This is a genomic window from Marinobacter flavimaris (assembly GCF_002933295.1).
GTDB classification, from domain to species: domain Bacteria; phylum Pseudomonadota; class Gammaproteobacteria; order Pseudomonadales; family Oleiphilaceae; genus Marinobacter; species Marinobacter flavimaris.
The window spans coordinates 605,065-621,713 of sequence record NZ_PSSW01000001.1 but is presented as its reverse complement, the minus strand read 5'-3'; the positions used below and the strand labels follow the sequence as shown (position 1 = coordinate 621,713).

Annotated in this window: 16 protein-coding genes; 1 reads left to right on the top strand and 15 read right to left on the bottom strand. The window is 57.8% G+C overall.

The window, feature by feature from the left end:
* Positions 1–8 precede the first annotated feature (8 nt).
* Positions 9–1,373 (top strand): sodium:solute symporter family transporter, encoded by a 1,365-nt coding sequence (locus MDHKLMBL_RS02860; protein ID WP_008174680.1) that lies wholly within the window; start codon positions 9–11, stop codon positions 1,371–1,373.
* Between the two features lie 24 nt (positions 1,374–1,397).
* Here the strand turns inward: MDHKLMBL_RS02860 and MDHKLMBL_RS02855 are convergent, their stop codons facing one another.
* The 15 genes from MDHKLMBL_RS02855 to MDHKLMBL_RS02785 all read right to left on the bottom strand — a co-directional run bounded on the left by MDHKLMBL_RS02855 (position 1,398) and on the right by MDHKLMBL_RS02785 (position 16,543).
* Positions 1,398–2,399 (bottom strand): AgmX/PglI C-terminal domain-containing protein, encoded by a 1,002-nt coding sequence (locus tag MDHKLMBL_RS02855; RefSeq protein ID WP_104270059.1) that lies wholly within the window; start codon positions 2,397–2,399, stop codon positions 1,398–1,400.
* Between the two features lie 2 nt (positions 2,400–2,401).
* On the bottom strand, positions 2,402–2,902 hold the full coding sequence (locus tag MDHKLMBL_RS02850) for an ExbD/TolR family protein (protein ID WP_008174676.1): 501 nt from the start codon (positions 2,900–2,902) through the stop codon (positions 2,402–2,404).
* Complete coding sequence (locus MDHKLMBL_RS02845; protein ID WP_104270058.1) at positions 2,899–3,411, bottom strand: ExbD/TolR family protein; 513 nt, start codon at positions 3,409–3,411, stop codon at positions 2,899–2,901. The genes MDHKLMBL_RS02850 and MDHKLMBL_RS02845 overlap by 4 nt, the downstream gene beginning before the upstream one ends.
* Positions 3,412–3,436: 25 nt before the next feature.
* Positions 3,437–4,144, bottom strand: a complete 708-nt coding sequence (locus MDHKLMBL_RS02840) for a MotA/TolQ/ExbB proton channel family protein (protein WP_104270057.1) — start codon at positions 4,142–4,144, stop codon at positions 3,437–3,439.
* A gap of 139 nt (positions 4,145–4,283) precedes the next feature.
* Positions 4,284–4,589: a hypothetical protein gene (locus tag MDHKLMBL_RS02835; protein ID WP_008174672.1), complete on the bottom strand. Its 306-nt coding sequence runs from the start codon at positions 4,587–4,589 to the stop codon at positions 4,284–4,286.
* Between the two features lie 15 nt (positions 4,590–4,604).
* Positions 4,605–5,174: a tetratricopeptide repeat protein gene (locus tag MDHKLMBL_RS02830; protein ID WP_053112302.1), complete on the bottom strand. Its 570-nt coding sequence runs from the start codon at positions 5,172–5,174 to the stop codon at positions 4,605–4,607.
* Positions 5,161–8,046, bottom strand: coding sequence for a tetratricopeptide repeat protein (locus MDHKLMBL_RS02825; protein WP_104270139.1), 2,886 nt, complete (start codon positions 8,044–8,046; stop codon positions 5,161–5,163). Before MDHKLMBL_RS02825 ends, MDHKLMBL_RS02830 begins: the two co-directional genes overlap by 14 nt.
* Entirely contained in the window at positions 8,039–9,982 is a 1,944-nt protein-coding gene (locus MDHKLMBL_RS02820; RefSeq protein WP_241956160.1) for a hypothetical protein, read from the bottom strand. Before MDHKLMBL_RS02820 ends, MDHKLMBL_RS02825 begins: the two co-directional genes overlap by 8 nt.
* Positions 9,983–9,990: 8 nt before the next feature.
* Positions 9,991–10,542, bottom strand: coding sequence for a hypothetical protein (locus tag MDHKLMBL_RS02815; protein WP_041645288.1), 552 nt, complete (start codon positions 10,540–10,542; stop codon positions 9,991–9,993).
* Positions 10,543–10,561: 19 nt separating this feature from the next.
* Positions 10,562–11,722 (bottom strand): DUF3570 domain-containing protein, encoded by a 1,161-nt coding sequence (locus MDHKLMBL_RS02810; protein WP_039882068.1) that lies wholly within the window; start codon positions 11,720–11,722, stop codon positions 10,562–10,564.
* Complete coding sequence (locus MDHKLMBL_RS02805) at positions 11,709–11,945, bottom strand: DUF4266 domain-containing protein (RefSeq protein ID WP_104270056.1); 237 nt, start codon at positions 11,943–11,945, stop codon at positions 11,709–11,711. The genes MDHKLMBL_RS02810 and MDHKLMBL_RS02805 overlap by 14 nt, the downstream gene beginning before the upstream one ends.
* Positions 11,946–11,963: 18 nt before the next feature.
* A complete protein-coding gene (locus MDHKLMBL_RS02800) occupies positions 11,964–12,467 on the bottom strand; it encodes a TlpA family protein disulfide reductase (RefSeq protein WP_014577483.1) in 504 nt (167 codons plus the stop codon).
* Between the two features lie 11 nt (positions 12,468–12,478).
* Positions 12,479–13,123, bottom strand: a complete 645-nt coding sequence (locus MDHKLMBL_RS02795) for an outer membrane beta-barrel domain-containing protein (RefSeq protein WP_008174661.1) — start codon at positions 13,121–13,123, stop codon at positions 12,479–12,481.
* Positions 13,093–13,845: an SH3 domain-containing protein gene (locus MDHKLMBL_RS02790; protein ID WP_104270055.1), complete on the bottom strand. Its 753-nt coding sequence runs from the start codon at positions 13,843–13,845 to the stop codon at positions 13,093–13,095. The genes MDHKLMBL_RS02795 and MDHKLMBL_RS02790 overlap by 31 nt, the downstream gene beginning before the upstream one ends.
* Before the next feature lie 22 nt (positions 13,846–13,867).
* The gene (locus MDHKLMBL_RS02785; RefSeq protein WP_482805318.1) at positions 13,868–16,543 is read right to left on the bottom strand and encodes an HzsA-related protein; all 2,676 of its coding nucleotides are present in this window, start codon (positions 16,541–16,543) and stop codon (positions 13,868–13,870) included.
* Positions 16,544–16,649: the final 106 nt, after the last annotated feature.

Genomic DNA, 16,649 nt, shown 5'->3' with positions numbered 1-16,649 from the left:
ACCTCCCGATGTTTTATACCACCCTCGCGGCGATCGTGGTCGCCATGATCCTGTTTGCCTGGCTCGGACTGAGAGCCCGTCTCGCCGACGGCGGACTGGATGACTATGTAACGGCAAGAAACAGTCAGGGAGCCAGGGCCCTCGGACTGTCTTTCCTCGCTTCCGGCATGGGCGGCTGGATACTGTTTGCCCCGCCTGAGGTTGGCGCACTGGTCGGCCCTCTGGCTCTGGCTGGCTATGCCCTGGGCGCCGCCTTGCCGTTTATCGTGTTCGCCTTCTGTGGCCCCGCTATTCGCCGCTTCCTTCCGGAAGGACGCAGCATCGGCGAATTCGCCAACGCCTGTTATGGCAATGGCGTACGCCGCTACGTTTCGACGATCTCGGTGCTCTACATGCTTTGCTTTCTCACCGCGGAGCTTACTGCCATTGGTGCCATAACGTCGCTGCTTTCCGGTATTGATGGCGGCATTGTGGTCATTGGCGTTGCCATAACCACGCTGGTATACACCGCTGTCGGTGGTCTCAGGGCCAGCATCGTTACCGACCAATGGCAGGCACTGTTACTGATCGGCTTGCTGGCTATCGTCAGTTTTGTTGCCGTAGGCAAGCTTCCGGACGCAGCACCCGCAGCGCTACCGGATATCCCTGCGTCGGCAGCCCTGAGCGTGGCGCTGACTCTGGTGATTGCCGTCACCGCCGCCAACCTTTTCCACCAGGGATACTGGCAGCGTTTATGGTCGGCTCGTGATACGGACGCCCTGAGCCGCGGCGCGTTGCTGGGCGGCGTGGTCACCATCGCCGTTGTCGCCGTGGTTGGCGGGCTGGGAATACTGGCGGCCATGAGCGGCGCCGACCTGGGCAGCCCGCCGATTCCGTTTTTTGCCTTGCTTGCTGATGCGCCGGCCTGGCTCGCTTTACCGGCCCTGATCCTGGCCATCACACTCGTGGCATCCTCGGTGGATACCCTGCAGAACGCACTTGCGTCGCTGGCGGTTACCGAAAAACAGGGGTTGTCCATTGTCAGTGCCCGATGGTTTACCGTGCTGCTGATGATTCCTGTGGTTCTGGTGGCACTTCAGGGGATTTCCGTGCTGCGGCTATTTTTGATCGCAGACCTGCTTTGCGCCACGGCGGTTCTGCCTGTACTGATGGGGCTCTGGGGAAAGATGACCACGAGGGCGGCGATCCTGGGCTGTCTGGCGGGACTTTTCGGCGCGATTCTGCCCGGATGGATTACCGGTGGCAGCCTGATGGCCGGATTGGAAGCTGCCAGCTTCCCCGGCAGCATTCCCACCCTGATGCCTTTCGTTGGTGCCCTGGTAGGCTCCGGACTGGTCAGTGTCGTGATCGCGACCACAACCCGGAAACGCTAAGCGGCATCCTTGCTGTCCAGCGCCCTAGCTGGACAGCAATTCGATCGGATAACGGATCTTGGTTTGATCAACGCCCGGTCGGGCCCCGAAATCCACCAACCTCAGACGATTGCAGATCTTGCTCTCCAGCGCCGGCTCATTGAGTGTAGATTCCACCACCGAACAACTCGATACTGCACCGTTCGGCTCAATGACCAACTCCGGGGTAATACTTCCTTGCAGCGACGGTTTGCGACGAAGCTCCCGGTTGTAGATGCTGTAGATCGCGGATTTGTTGGCATCCATGGTCCGGCGCAACTCTTCCTTGCTCCGGGTTCTGGCCGCAGTTTCCTGCTGTTCCTTGCGTGCCGCCTCTTTCACCGCAGCAACTCTCTCTGCTTCGGCAACTTCCGCGCGCTGACGCTCGGCCAGGGCGACCTGACCGGCCTCCCGATTGAGCGCTTCCTCGTTCACCCCACTGCTCTTCGCGCTCGCGGTCGCGCGCGAGGCCAAAGTATCACCGGTTTTGCGGGCAATAGGTTCCGCTGTATTGGCAACCGGGCCATCCAGCTTGACCGACTCCGCCAGCGAACTGAGTTTTTTCAGTTCGTTCCCCATTGCCAGAATACCGGTATTCTTTGCCTTCTCCCGCGCCTTGGCGACCTCTTCAGGCTTGGGTTCTGGCTTGGGCTCCGGTTTTTCGGCTACCTGAGGCTCCGGCTCGGGTTCCGGCATCACCGGTTCAGGAACCGGCTCCGGCTTGGGCTCTGGTTTGGCCTGTTCCACCGGCTTCTCCTCAGGCTTCGGCGGTTCGGGCTCCGGCTCGGGCAACACCGGTTTTGGGGGCTCCTTTTTCTCGATGATCAGCTTGGCCAGCTGAGGCGGCAGAGCTTCCTGTTCCTGCCTGTCACGTTCTGGCAGCTCGACCCAACTGACATAACCTGCAAATGCAAGGAACAATGGCATCACAAAAACAGCGGCGGCCAACAACCGCTTACGTTCACCACGCTCCTGATTCCAGGGCAATCCGTACCGATAATCCATCATGGTCAGGCTCCCTGTTCCGCACGCTGATTAACCGCCAGGGAAATACTGGCGTAACCGGCGTCCACACAGGTGGACATGATTTTTTTCAGCAGCTCGTAGGGCAGTTCGCGGTCTGCAAGAATGGTAATTGGTCGACCCGCATCCGGGGCAGGTGCCGACGAGCGACTGGCCTGATAGTCCAGTTCCTGCTTCAGGGCAGGCTCCACCTGTCCGTCAAACGTCTGGAAGGCGTCGCGTTTCACTACCAGCCGACCGTTCACCAGGATATCCCGGTCTGTGACGGTGAGGGCCAGGACGTCACCAGGGGGTTGCTGAGCGGTGGAATCCGGCAGTTTGATAGTATTGTTCTGGTTCAATACCTGTACGTCGGAGGAGGAGTTCACCATCAGGAAGAACACCAGGATGGTGAAGATATCCATCAACGAGACCAGGTTCATCTTTCCCTGGCTTTTATTGCGCCGGTAATGGCGTTTCTGGCGGCGGGCCTTGGCAGATTCTTTCATGAACTCACCTCCGCGGATCCCGAAGGCTGTGCGGGCGCATCGCCGAGAGAGATCTCGGGGAACAGCTCCGCTTCAACCACACTACCAGCCACTACTGCCTCGTATGAGCGCACCGTGTCCATCACCGAGACCAGAGACTGATAGGACGTCTGCCGGGACGGCATAATAATCACATCCTTTTTGTCGGGCACACGGCTCTTGATTTCCTTCATGACATCCTTGAGCAGAACGAAATCATACTCGCCCTCGCGCTGGGGGATGTTCTTGATGACGCCGCCCTGGTTATCCGCAACGACCAGGCGATCCTCATAGATCACCACCTGGATCTGCAGCTCTTCCGCCTGCTGGGCCGAAAGGCTGTCACCGGTCGGGAAGTTGAGTTCCAGAACGCTGGTGTGGGCGAACACCATATTCAGCAGCAGTACCGGCACCAGCACAATCATGAGATTCATGAAGGGCGTGATGTCGAGATCGGCCTCACTTTGTAGGCGACGATGCTTCCGTCTCATGGCCTGACATCCTTCTGGCTGGTTATCAGGCCGGGCTACCGGCCGGAGTCGCTGCCTGTGCCGGCGAAGCGGCATTCTGTCCCTGTGGTTGAGCGGCGGTCTTACTCCCGGAACCATCGCTGAGGAGGTTCAGGACCTTGATGCCCGCCATCTCAAAGCTGTCGACGATCTCATTGGTCTTGGTCTGCAGCAGTGAGTGGATCAGCAGCATGGGAATAGCAGACATAAGGCCGAAGGCGGTGGTGTTCATGGCAACCGAGATACTCTGGGACAGAAGGCTCGCCTTCTGGGCCGGATCCGCTGCAGCTACCGCCGTAAATGCTGCAATCAACCCGATAATGGTACCCAGCAGGCCAAGCAGCGTGGCAATGTTGGCCAGCGTTGCCAGATACTGGGTGCGCTTTTCCAAACGCGGCATCACATCCAGTAACCCCTCTTCCATCGCGTATTCGATCTCTTCACGACCCTGGCGGCGGGCAAGGCGCTGAAGGCCGAAGCCGATCATGGTCGACATGGCACTACCGGATTCCTGGGTGTAGTTCAGGGCGCCCTTCAGGTCACGCTTGGCGATCATCTGATGCAGGCGGTTGAAGTCCCGACGGTTGGTCAGTTTCTGGGCGGAAAGGTAAACGTAACGTTCAATGGCAACAATGAGTCCGACAATCAGCACAACTGCAATCGGAAACATAAAAAAGCCACCTTCCTGGAAGAAGCGAACGGCGGTATCGATCATTTTCTGGGCACTCCATGGTCCGGTTTTCAGATCAGTCTAAGCGCGTCACTCCCCTGCAAGGGTAAGTTCGCGAAAGTCTGTGTGAGGGTTTGTTTAATCTTGCGCAGGAACACACTCATGACGTGACAGGCATCACACTCTACTGCCCTGTGCTGGCCTGGGTCTGTTTGATAAACGCTTCGTGGTACTTGATAAAACGCTGGAACTCATAGCGTTCCAATGGCCGGAGACCCTGATCAACCATCAGGCGTTCTTCTGGCGCACGCAACTCGTCCACTTCCGGTGGCTGCCAGGGCACCAGATACATCACCGTAGGCACTTCCTGATCGCCACGGATTCGCGTGCCCTCAATGGTAACCACACCCGGGGCGTCCTGGGCGAAGACCATCGGCGCCGTGGGCAACAGGGCGGAAACTGCCAGAGCGATTAGCGCGAGACGTTTCATATCACATAGTCCACATTAGATTCTGTTTTTGGCATCGAAGATCCAGTCTTCCAGTCTGGGGTGCGGCTCACTGGCCGCGGACTGATAACGCTCATAAAGGTCGACCGCCTCGGAAGGTTTACCCAGGTAGATATCAAGCAGGAAGGCCAGATTAAGGATAGCAGGCGCGTAATTCGGATCAGCAGACAGTGCCGCGCGATAATACCGTTCTGCTTCGTCGAATTCTCCTGCGTTCCGGGCAATTACTCCCAGATGATTCAGCGCCTGCACATGTTCCGGATTCACCGCCAGCGTGCGTTCAAACCAACTTTTCGCGGTCTCGGTATCCTCTTCCTGGAACGCAATAATGCCAAGGTTGGCCATGGGGCCGGCTCTTCCGGGGTAGTCGCTCGCCAGTTGCTCGAATCGGGTTTTGGCCTCGGCGAGATTTCCCTCCTCCATGGCACTCACGGCCTTGGCGAATGACGCTTCCAGTACAGCTTGCTCAACTTCTGCCTCAGACTCCGGCGGCGCCGGCGCCGTTACACACCCCGAAAGCGAAAACATCACGAAAAGACAGAGTCCACAGGCCTTAATCGAGCTCATAGACAACCCCCTGGGTAACTTCTTCTTTCCGATAACGTCCGGGCAACAGGGCTTTCAAGGCCTCGTAACTGCGCTTGACCCATTCATCGAAAATGCCCTCCCGGGCCCGCCGGATATTCTGCTCGTGGATATCGATGGCGTTGTCCTCAAACGGGTAGGCCTGCTCTTCCAGGAGAAGCTCGTACTGAGCCAGTTCAAGCTCGCTCAATCCGGTGGGCCGCTCCGAGTCCATGAGATCGGCACCTAGGCGTGCATAGATGTGGGCGATCTGGTAACCGGCCTCGGTTGCAAATGATGAAAGGCCATAGCTGGCCGTCTTCTTGTAGGCGTTGACCGCTCGTTCAAGCGCATCGGTCTTCGCTGTCATGCTTTGATTGAGTGGAAGAGTCAGCCTGATGCCGTCATACCTGGCAAGGGCGTCGCGGGCGAGGATTGCAGAGGCTGACGCCGCAAGGTACCGCATGCGATCGTCTGCGGCGTCCGGGTCCCGGTCCACCGTTTCCATCTGCTTTCGCAACCAGTAATCCCTGCTTTCGGCATCCCCGTCTTCCTGATAGAGCTCAGCCAGCCGATTGGCCGCTTCCATGTAGACGTCCGTCGGCTCGGGGTGGCTGTTGGCGTAATTTCGCCAGGTATCAATCGCCTTCTCCCGGTTACCGGCCTGATCGTACAGTTCTGCTGCAATCAACAGGTTTTCCCTTCGCTCTTCCGGCGTCTTGGCGAGGGAGACCATTTGCTGGAGTTCGTCGGCGGCTCGCTCCCACTGCTCCGTTTCACGGTAGGCCAACGCCAGTTTTGCAGGGACTGTGTCAATCAGCTCGTGATTGGGGAAAGACCGCCTGAAACTGGTCAGCACACCGATGGCCTGCTCCCAGAGATTGGCAGTGATAAGAAGTGATGCAGCATCGTATTCGGCGTTTGCCCGCAGAGCGGATTCTGGAACGGCCGTGCCGACTCGCAGGAATTCGCTCACCGCAGCCTCCACATTTCCGGCATCAGCTAACTGCTCCGCCTGTCGATAGACCGCGGCTGCCAGATTTTCACGAACGCCGCTTCTGCGTTCATCGTCTTCGGCCATTGTTGCCAGGGCGTCACGATAAGCCTGTTCCGCCTCGGCGTATCGGGCCAGTTCGGAGAGGCTGTGCCCGGATAACAGCAAAGCTTCCGTCGTCAATTCATCCGGGGGCGTGGGTTGCCAGGTAACAAGTCGGGCCGCCATATTGACGGTCTCTTCCCAGTTGTTCAGGTCAAATTCACGCTGCAGCGCAATGTAATACACCGCCGGTGCCCGGGCGTCGCCGGGAAACGCATTTGCGAACCGCAGCCGGTTCAGTTGTTGCAGCTCCTGATAGGCCATCCGCTCCGATACCGGTTCACTCTCCCAGGTTTGCGAGTACTCCCGGAATGCCAGCACCGAGGCATACCCGGCTTCAGCTGCCCGATCGGCTACTGTGTCTTCCGGATAGTCATAGGCCACGCGTTCGAAAGCTGCGATTGCTGCCGGCCAGTCTTCCAGCTCCAGGTAAGTCTCACCCAGAAGGAACAGCCGCTCCGGTGTACGGGGGTGGTCCGGAAAGGTAGCCGCAAATTCGGCGTAATAACTGGCGGCTTTGCGGTAATGATCGTCCGCCTGCTGATCATCCTCCGCCTCCCCTGCCAGCAGGTACTGGCGGTCCGCCAGTTCCGGCAACAGTTGTTCCAGTTGTTGCTCGATAAAGCCAATTGCATCGGGGCCCGCTGACTGCCAGTAATCGCTGTAGATTCCGTAAAGGCTGACAAAGCCGGCCTTTCGTTCAGGGATCGTACGGGTGAAACCGGCCAGCTCAAGGGTATCAATGATCCGGATGTGGTAGCGCGGCGCCCAGGGACTCTCCGGATGGTCTTCTATGTAGGCTTCGAAGACATCGATGGCATCACTGTATTGCTCTCTCTCGAGCAAGAGCTCGCTGTAGCGGTCGTAGACCAGGATTTCGTAGGGGCGACCACCCGTTTGGCGGAAAAGCGCCTGGAGGGTTTCCGCTCCGTCAAGGTACGACAGGGACAGCCCTACCACCCTGAACAGATCTTCGATCAGTGTCTGGCTTCGCTGATCCACGTCCGCCACCGGCCTGCCCTCGGGCATGACGAGATCAAGCACTTCAACGTAACTGAAGAGCGCTTCCTGGTATTGCGCCTGTTTGAAAAGACTCCAGCCCTTCATGTAATGCGCGTTCACCAGGAACGAGGGATCGGCCATGCGTTCCTGGCTCGCGAGGGTAACCTCGTCGAAAGCCTGTTCCGCTTCCCCGTATCGGCCATCGATAAACAACAGATCGCCGCGGCGGAATTGAGCCTCAACCCAGTATTCTGAATCCGGGTAGCGGCGGACCAGAGTATTCAGTGCATCAAGCTGCTGCGGTGTCGCGCCTCGAAGCTCCCAGGCTCTGGCAAGCTGATAATAGATCTGGTCATTGCCCTCACGCTCTGGATATTCCGACAGAAGGCGCTGGTAGGCATCGATGGCGCCAGACAGTTCATCGACAGCCGAATCCGCCATTTTCCGCTCCGCACGCTGGAATTCCAGATCGGCCAACCGATGCCTGATGGTAACCTGCTTGCGGGGATCCTCTACGAGTGGCAAAAGCGCCTTGTAACTGTCCATTACCGTTTCAATGGAAACATCTTCTGCGGGGTCGCTGACCGCCGCTGCATCGGCACTTTCCTGCCGCGTTTCGATCGTCGGAAGCGCAGCCAGTGTGCCCTCACGGACTCGCGGCATTTCTTCGCCACCGGCAGGCATCATCGACTGCAACATCTGGCAGCCACTCGCCATGACAAGGGCCCCAACCATGAGGAGGCCTTTAACAGTCCTGCCGGCCATCCGATTATTCATCACCGGCACCTGCATTTTGCGATGCGCGGAACAACTGGTCCGCCAGCCTCGCCTGGGCGTGGCGAGAGGCCAGCAGGTATCCATTAAGCTCCTGTTGCTGGGCAGCCAGCATCCGATCAACCTGCGCCAGGAGTGTTTGCCGGGCACTGCCTAATGCCTCGGACACCTCTGTTCCAAGAGTCGCGAGTTCCCGTTCGCTGGCAGCGATCCGCCGAGCCAGTTCCGCATGGCGGGCATCATCGGCCATCAGGCTTTCAACCCGTTGCCGCTGGGCCTGAAAGCTTTGCATCTCGCGATCCAGTTGCATGAGCTGTTTTTGCGCCGCCCAGCGATTGATTCCATAGTCATCCGCAATCCACCAATCGAAGTAGGCACGCATCCGCCGATACGTCGCACGCTGCCTGGCGGTCGTCGCGTCGTCAGGCAAATCCGCCAGAGTTTTCTCAACCTCAGCGAGCTTGTCTCTGAGCGCTTTTTGTTGCGAGGTCATGAAGAATCCCGCATCTTCGTCTGCCAGCGCCGAGGAAATTCTGTCCGTGAAGTCCTCGTGCAACTGCTGCCACTGGTCTGCCTGTTGGGTTTCGAGTGCCCGACGGGTCTCGGCAATACGAATCTGCCGTTGCTGCTCACGGGTCTCCAGCATGATCCGGAACGATTCAAACCTGGACTGCCGCTCGGCGATGAAGGACTGCATTCGGTAGAGTTCGTTCAATTCGGCAAGCGCCTGCTGGAACGTCTCCGAAGCCAGCACTTCCGCCATACCAGAATCGAGGGGCTGCACGCGCAGCCGGCCATAGGAATCTGTAAGAATCCCGTCGCTGTCACGGCTGAACTCAAGCTGGGCCATAAGGTTTTCTTCATTCAGCCGATCCCGGATGTTGTCGAGCTCCCTGATACGGGCCTGGTAATGGTCGGCCGCCTTTTTAAACGCAGGCAATGCTCGCTGTGGAGCGTTCATCTGCTCAAGAACATAGGCGCGGGCAAAGGGAACCTGCTGGCGCCAGGGCAAAAACAGTTCACGGTTCGCGAGAGTATCAAGGGCGTCGAGAGCCCTCTCTGGCCTGCCCTGGCCCGCCGCGGCAACGGCGTAGTCAAAGAGAGCCTGGTCGGCGAACACGCCGGTCAGTGGCATGGCTCCCAGGACCTCCAGAGCTGCCTCAAACTGGTTGTCACGCAGGTACAGGCCCGCAAGCGAGAGGCGAGCGCGGCCCAGCAGGCCCTCCCGTTCGGCATCTGGCTCGACGGAGTCAATGGACTGGTCGAGGATGGCGATGAGCTTTTTCAGTGCCTCTTCGGCGGCAGCTCCGTCTGCCGCATCGAGAGCGGAGACCGCGGAATTGTACCGGAGGTAAAGGGACCAGATGTCCGTTTCGTCCAGCTGCTCCCGAAGCGAAGCCAGTTCGGGTTCATCATCAGGGCGGGCAGACATCATGACCAGCCGGGAGCGCAGATAAATCCATTCGCGGAAAAGATCGTGGTCGGCCTCGGCCAGTATCTCGCCATCCACACGATTGAGGTTCTCACGTGCGAGCGCCTGATTCCCCTCGAGGTAAAACACCTTACCGAGATAGAACCAGGCCTGGTTGCGCACATCAGGCGACAGATTGCTGCCGGCGCCATCGGCCCCGAGTAGCTGCGTAAACAACCTGCTCGCCTCTCGGGTCATCCCCCAGGACAGCATGAGCCCGCCCTCGACGAGAGCCGGATGATCTCCGTGTCCCTTGATGCCGCCCCGTTCGCGTGCCACGGCCAGCTGGGTCAAAGCCTCGAAGGCGTTACCCTGATGGTATTCGTACAGCGCCCAACCATAACGAAGGTCCTTCGCCCGCTCGGGTTGCGCCTCATCGGCATGGACCGGGGTCATCATCAGCCACAATAGGGCACCCGCGTAAATGAACGGGCGTCGACCTGAGGACTGGCTTGCTTTCAATCCCACGACGCGGCTTACTCCCACTCCACAATGGATACGGAGGGTTGGTAGTTGGAGGAGCGATCTTCAACGCGGATTTCCAGAGCGGCCGTTCCAGTGCCCTTCTCAAACTCCAGGGAGGCCGCCTGCTTGTAAGGCCGCTGATCCGGGCCGATTCCCTCAACAAACGCCGTCATCTCATGGACGCCGGTTTTCAGGTTGCCGACGTATAGCCGCTGCATGCCACCGCGTTCAAGGGCAGTCACCTGTCGCTCCGTATACAGGTGGGAAGCAACAATCTCGTCGTCGACTTTCAGTTTGACCGCATCCAGCTTCAGAAACTTCCCGGCATCAACGCTGAGAAACACGGCAACCTGGGTATTGGCTGGAAAAAGCAGATCTTCCTCAAGGATAAACAGGTCACGATTCAGGCGTATCACTTTCTTCTTGAGCGCCTCCACCTGCTCGGCGACGGCTGTATCATCTTTCTCCGCCCCGGGATTGGTCTGGGCAAATGCGGGGGCTGTCAGGGCGAGGGTCAATGCCGCTAAAAGCACCGGAAATCGGGAGTTCAAGCAAGTGGCCATGGTCGTTCTTCCTGCATGCTCAGTATTCAAGAATCAACGACGCCCGGGTTACGTAGGCATCGAAGGAATATAGGGGTTCTTCGCCGGGGAGAAAGTCACCTGCTGCGGTGACATCCCGGAAGTTGTCATATTCAAAATTCAGCCAGTCCACCAGTAAGCTGAACTGCAGGCGATCGATGCCGGGAAGCGACGTCTGCTTCCATTCGTAGACCGCGCCCACCGCCAGGGTTGTCCCGGATAGGGAGCTGAGTTCCTTGTCACGTGCCAGGTGTGTCTGGGAGTTCTCGAATGGGAAAAGATCGCTGTAAAAGTCCGCCTCGCTCTGGCTGTAGTAACGAATGGAACCTTCAAGGGTCCAGTGCTGGTTCAATCCGTGCACGTATCCCAGTTCGACCGTGTGGGCGTTGATGCCCCAGGTATCGGAAAAATAACGGTATTCACCGCGAATTGAGGCGCGATATGGCAGATAGTAAAGCGCTCGCATGGCCACGGAGGTACTTGTTCGGGTTTCCGGATAACGCTCCGGTTGATACAGGAACGCTGTGGAATCGTTCGGGTCGATGTAGCGATTTTGTCGGTAAGGGTTCTGCAGGAAGCCCTCATCCGTAACCACCTCAAGATCCAGGCCTACCAGGCTGTTGCGGGTAACGACCTGGCTCAGTCCGAGCTGATAGTTCCGACGATCAGCTTCCTCGCTGAAAGAATCGTTGCCAACCCGGCCCACTTCATCCCAGCCGCTGGCATAGCCCATGGTTACTGTGGACATGCCCCCGAAAAACTCCTGGCTGAGCGAGAAGTAAACGGTGTTGGCTTCGTAATCGTTTTCGGAACTGTTAGTGAAACCCAGACTCAAAATGGACTTATCGTGCAGGTAATCGACACCAAAGGTGTACTCGTTGCGTTCTTCCTCGTAAGGGCTCGCCGTGGCCAGAACGTCCACAGAGGCAGCCGAAACGGAATCAACATAGTACTGGCCGGAAAACGAAACCGACGAGCCAATACCCTTGCGCACCAAAACTGAGGGGCCATCGATGACCATGCCACCACCGTCATAGCGGTGGTAGAGAACATCCACGTTATCCACTGGCAAGGTCGCCGCAATCGCCTGTTGCCCGGCCAACATCAGCACGAACAGAGCGCAGACGGAGCGTACTAACCTTTTGCCGTCAGTTACAGCCACAGCCACCCCCAGAACCGCCTTCTGCTCCCCGCGCAGACTCCCGGGACTGATAGACGTGATGCATATAGGAATCCGCCTTGCCATGACGGCTGAGACTCATGACCGGATCCGCCAGATTGTCCCGTTCATAGGGTTTTACCCACGGCTTGATTGAGCTGCATCCAGAGATCGTGAAGGTCACGACCAAAAGAGCAGAGGCAGTGAAGATCGACAAATTACGCATAAACGTTCCGTCCGAAAATTATTCGCGCACCAGCTCGCGAATCTGCTGTTCGTACTCGTCTTCGTAACCCGGCTGATAGCCGTAGTGGAGATACCGGGCATTACCATCGCGATCGATCATCACGGTCGTTGGCATGGCCTGCACTTCATAAAGCTCGCTCACCGAACTTTCCGGATCGTAGAGGATCGGGTAATTCACGGGTACCTTGTCCAGGAAGCGATGGGCCTCTTCCCGATTCTCATCCACATTGACCGCCAGAATCGTGAAGCCGAGATCCTTGTATTGGCTGTAAAGCTCATCCATCAGCGGCATTTCCTGGCGGCAGGGACCACACCATGATGCCCAGAAGTTCAGCATCACCACTTCACCACGATGGTCCTCCAGCCTCAGGTTTTCGCCGGAACGGCTTTCCAGGGTGAAATCCGGAGCTGGCACATTGATGGCCTCGGCGCCCGCCATGGGGCTAAGACAGGCCAGGACGCCCGCCACCGCCAGTGATTTTATGGATGCTTTCATTACCATTGCTCCTGTAATCAGAAAAAGACCGACAGGCCAGTGCTGACCTCTGTGTTCATGGAGGTTTTCTCGGCCCCAAGAACATCTATTCGGTAGTAGTGCTGTCTTACGCCAATCTGAACTGCAACGCTGTCCGTCAACAGAACCTGATAGCCCGCGCCGGCATTCAGGGTAAACCGGGTGTCACCCGCAAAATCGGTAGCGCCGGCACCCGCAATCAGATAGAAATTGGTGTTGAATGCGTAGTTCTCGGTGAGGAAGGCCTCGCCCGGAAGCACGTTGTAACCCAGGTTGATGTTGTAATAGCTGTAATCCCGCTCGCTGTCGGTAAGCACCTCCACGTTACCGGCCAGCTTCTCGAAACTGGTTTCTCCACCCTCCGCGAAGCCGACTCCGGCCTCGAAAAAGAAGGACTCGCTGAGGTGGTAGGTGAGCTTGCCGCCATAAAGCAGCGACGACTCGAAGTCCTCAATATTGAGCACGCCCACAAAAGCGCCAATTTCAAAGTTCTCGGTGTCAATCAGCGCCTCGGTGACCGGCACCGGGGTAACATCCGGCTCGATCAGCGGCCGATCATCCTGGGCCTGGGTTGCTGTGGCTATGCATAGCCCTGCCCCGAGACACAGCGTTTTCAGAAAAAGATGCTTAGTCCGATTTTCCATTCTGTCGCTTCTTCGTTGGTGGACCGGGTAGTGAACACTTTGTAGTCCTTCACTTCGGCACGGATGAAATATCGATCGGTGATGTAGGCGCGGATGCCAAGCCCTGCATGGCCAATGCTGTTATCCCGTTCTTCGGGCTGAGCCAGAGTGGCCTTGGGATCAACCCAGATATGCCCGACCCCCAGGGTAAAAAAGGGTGATACCCGCCAGTCAGGAAATGGCTGATGCACCAGATTCGCATTAACCATCCTAATTTCCGAGGCGCTGCCCAGAATCTGAGAAGCCCAAAGCTCGGCGGACAGGTTTCTGGTCATCCAGAAGCCTCCGTAGCCTGCCGTGACAGCGGCACCGTCAAACTCCCCCATCATCAATCCGGCTTCCACCCGCCGGCTTTCAAAAGCCTCAAAATCCGGCACCTGAAGATCCATACGATTACCCGTGGCATCCACCGTCTGCGCAATATCCGCAACCGCTATCCAACCCTCCCGGCCACGGGTATCCGTCACTTTGATCCAACTTGTCTTGCGCTGGAGAATGGTCAGCCATTCCCCTTTTTCGCTGGTATGAAAAACCGGATAGCCCGTTGCCGGTCCGGTTCGCCAGGACACATAGGGCTCCGCCACCTGCACTTTCAATGCATCGTCTTCAGCCTGCCCCCACAGCCAGCCGGCCCAGCTCTGCGCCGGCAACAACAAAAGAAACATAAGAATGGCGATGGGCATGGTGCGAATTTCAGTCCTTGGATCAGTCTTCCGGAGCGTCGAACGGATTGTTGAAATACTGGCCGCCAATATCCAACCACTCTGCAATCAGTCGCAGTTCGGCGGGCGAGAGGAAATCCCTATGTGAACCGTCGTCGGCGAATACGTCGAAGAAACGACTGGCAAGAGCACCGTTGACGGTCATTGAAGCCTGCACCGGCACTGTTACCAGGATGGGTTGTTCATCTCCGTTGGCGTCCAGAATGGGATTGCCTTCTTCGTCCCTCAGGATCTCTCCGGAATCTACTCGCCTGTCCAAGATAGCTCCCCCGACCAACTCTTCTTCGTTGTCAGGGAACAGCAACTCCCTATAAGCCTTGAAGTGCAAAGGTTCGTCCGGCGAAGGACCATCACTTAGATCCAATTGGGCTTCGGGGACCCTGGCCATACCTGCCGCATCACTATTGCTGTGGCAACTAGTACAAGTGGCATCATCAAGCACCGCCATAGTGTCCGGGTCCAAGATTTCCCGGTTCAGACTCCAGAGCGGATGAATATGCTGTTCGTAGTTGATCACAATCCGGCAATTCGGCGCCCACTCGGTCGCGCAGACACCCGAGATAGGCGATGGCGTCTGCAAATCGGCATAAGCGTAGGCAAAGCCGTCAGGTTTGGGGTTAACGGCATCACCAGACCATTCATCGGCATAGACCACATCCGGCGTCGGCCGGCGAATCTCGTTGATGCGGGCAAACACCTGAGCCATGGTTTCACCCATGTCGGCAAACAGAGCCGGGTCGGTATTCGGGAACGGAAGGCTGGTGGTTGCGGCCCCACCCCACACGGACGCTGGACCGGCATCCGGTCTGCCATGGGGTGTCGGACTGCTCGGGTTATGGCACCCTGAACATTCAAGGGTCTCGCCGGGGCGCACCGTGAGCCAGTTCTGGTGCCGGTTGCCCATAGCGCCACCAACACGCCGGCCTTTCTCATCGAGAATACTGATGGCAAAAGCAACATTGGCGGGCACCGCCACCTTCACTGACCCATCAGGCTCTATCGGCACGTAGCCCAGAATCTCCCGCATTAGCTGAGCCCGGCTGCGGCCAAAGGCGCTGTTGTCGAAATCCCGGACGTTCTCATCGGGGATGGCCACGGGCTTTTCCAGTCGAAGGAATCTGGCCGGGCGATCTTCCGGCGGCGTTTGCAGCGGATCAGCCATTGCAGCAATACCAGTCGGCGTGGTGTCCACTCCATCGATATCATAGACGCTTCGAATGTGCAGGACGCCGTAGCCGGCATCGCCGAGGGCCCCCTCATCACCCGTGAACTGGGATTCCGGGATGAACCCTTCCAGAGGCCGCTCCTTCATCAGGACCGCCTCATCAAACTGAACGCCCTCTACCGGCGGAACCACCGGCCGCTGGGTTTCGCTGTTGATATCCAGAAGCCACAAACCGTAGACGGGCTCTGCGGGTTGATAGTCTTCGGATTGCAGGCGATCTTCCGTGCAGTTCACAATCCGGTCCGTCGCTGTTTCACGCAACCGGCAGGGCGTCCAACTGACCAGGTAGCGGTTGGTACCATCAAGCAGTGGTGAAACCGATGCATAACTGCCTTTCAGCGACAGTTGGCCATCCAGGCCCACGCCGGGCACTAGCGAGCGCTGGCCCGAACCTTCGGTGCCATCGAGACGAAGATTGGCCTCAACAAATTGGTCAACATCGACTTCCGCCAACACAGACGCGTAATCATCCGTTTCAAACGGCCTTAGCTGCACCAGCAGATTGCCGCTGTCTGATTTGCGTGGCTGCAGGTACTGTATGTCGTTCGCTTCTGGAACCGAATCGTGGGAGTGACGACCGAAAAGATAACTCAGGCCAGTGCCGTCAGGGTTGACGCGGTAGAGGTTCACACCGTTGTTCCGGGTTTGGCCGGCATTATCCCAGCGGCTGAACACAATGGTGCCATCATCCGCCACCATGGGGTCGAGGTCGTGGCTCTGATTGAAGGTGATCTGTTCAATGTTCTGACCATCGTCGTCCATCACATGCAGAACAAACCCGGGGCTATCACCCTCCTCGTCCAGACCGGAGTACTGGGGTTTGCCTTCATCAAGCAGCACCGCCTTGGAAATCCGCTGACGGGTTGACGAGAAAACGATTCTGCCATCAGGCAGATAGGCTGGCGCAACGTCCTGCCCGGCCCCGGCGGTAACGTCCGAATCGATGATCCGGCGCAGGATGTCGGTACTAACGTCGTATTCCCAGATATTCCAGGTTGGCTGATCCTCGTCGTCTGCGTCCTCGATTTCCGGCGCACGCATGGCAAACAGCAGTCTGGAGCCATCGTGGGAAACGTGGAGATCTTTCACGTCGTAACGCAACTGACCATTGTCATCAAGGAATTGCGGCCCCGCGAATGCTCTTGAGGCAATATCCCGCGTCTCGGCGTCCGCAGTGGCACTGGCCTTCAGAAACAGCCGCGCTCCGGGGCGAAAAGCGCTCGGGTCGGCCAGGTTGTCCTCGACCAGGGCCCCGGTGTTTTCGTCAAAAAGCAGAGCCCGTTCGACATAAGCCACAGGGTTCTCGACGACAACCGGATCGGCCTGCTGACTGTCGCTGCTCGAAAGACAGCCAGACAGAGCTGCAAGCGAGCCGAGTGCGACAGCCAGGCGAGTACTGCGGGAGATGTTTAGAGTGGGCGACTTAATTTCCAACGTGAGAAACCCTGTTTCGGATGACATTCCATGACATAAATTAAGTCGGTTCCGAGGGTAGGCTCCAAGGCTTTTACGTAACCTAATGTAATAACGTGGCCTACAG

Bases quoted from the DNA above. Each gene is read 5' to 3' on its own strand.
- MDHKLMBL_RS02860 (WP_008174680.1), top strand. From the start codon at position 9: ATGTTTTATACCACCCTCGCGGCGATCGTGGTCGCCATGATCCTGTTT.
- MDHKLMBL_RS02855 (WP_104270059.1), bottom strand. From the start codon at position 2,399: ATGATGGATTATCGGTACGGATTGCCCTGGAATCAGGAGCGTGGTGAA.
- MDHKLMBL_RS02850 (WP_008174676.1), bottom strand. From the start codon at position 2,902: ATGAAAGAATCTGCCAAGGCCCGCCGCCAGAAACGCCATTACCGGCGC.
- MDHKLMBL_RS02845 (WP_104270058.1), bottom strand. From the start codon at position 3,411: ATGAGACGGAAGCATCGTCGCCTACAAAGTGAGGCCGATCTCGACATC.
- MDHKLMBL_RS02840 (WP_104270057.1), bottom strand. From the start codon at position 4,144: ATGATCGATACCGCCGTTCGCTTCTTCCAGGAAGGTGGCTTTTTTATG.
- MDHKLMBL_RS02835 (WP_008174672.1), bottom strand. From the start codon at position 4,589: ATGAAACGTCTCGCGCTAATCGCTCTGGCAGTTTCCGCCCTGTTGCCC.
- MDHKLMBL_RS02830 (WP_053112302.1), bottom strand. From the start codon at position 5,174: ATGAGCTCGATTAAGGCCTGTGGACTCTGTCTTTTCGTGATGTTTTCG.
- MDHKLMBL_RS02825 (WP_104270139.1), bottom strand. From the start codon at position 8,046: ATGAATAATCGGATGGCCGGCAGGACTGTTAAAGGCCTCCTCATGGTT.
- MDHKLMBL_RS02815 (WP_041645288.1), bottom strand. From the start codon at position 10,542: ATGGCCACTTGCTTGAACTCCCGATTTCCGGTGCTTTTAGCGGCATTG.
- MDHKLMBL_RS02805 (WP_104270056.1), bottom strand. From the start codon at position 11,945: ATGCGTAATTTGTCGATCTTCACTGCCTCTGCTCTTTTGGTCGTGACC.
- MDHKLMBL_RS02800 (WP_014577483.1), bottom strand. From the start codon at position 12,467: ATGGTAATGAAAGCATCCATAAAATCACTGGCGGTGGCGGGCGTCCTG.
- MDHKLMBL_RS02795 (WP_008174661.1), bottom strand. From the start codon at position 13,123: ATGGAAAATCGGACTAAGCATCTTTTTCTGAAAACGCTGTGTCTCGGG.
- MDHKLMBL_RS02790 (WP_104270055.1), bottom strand. From the start codon at position 13,845: ATGCCCATCGCCATTCTTATGTTTCTTTTGTTGTTGCCGGCGCAGAGC.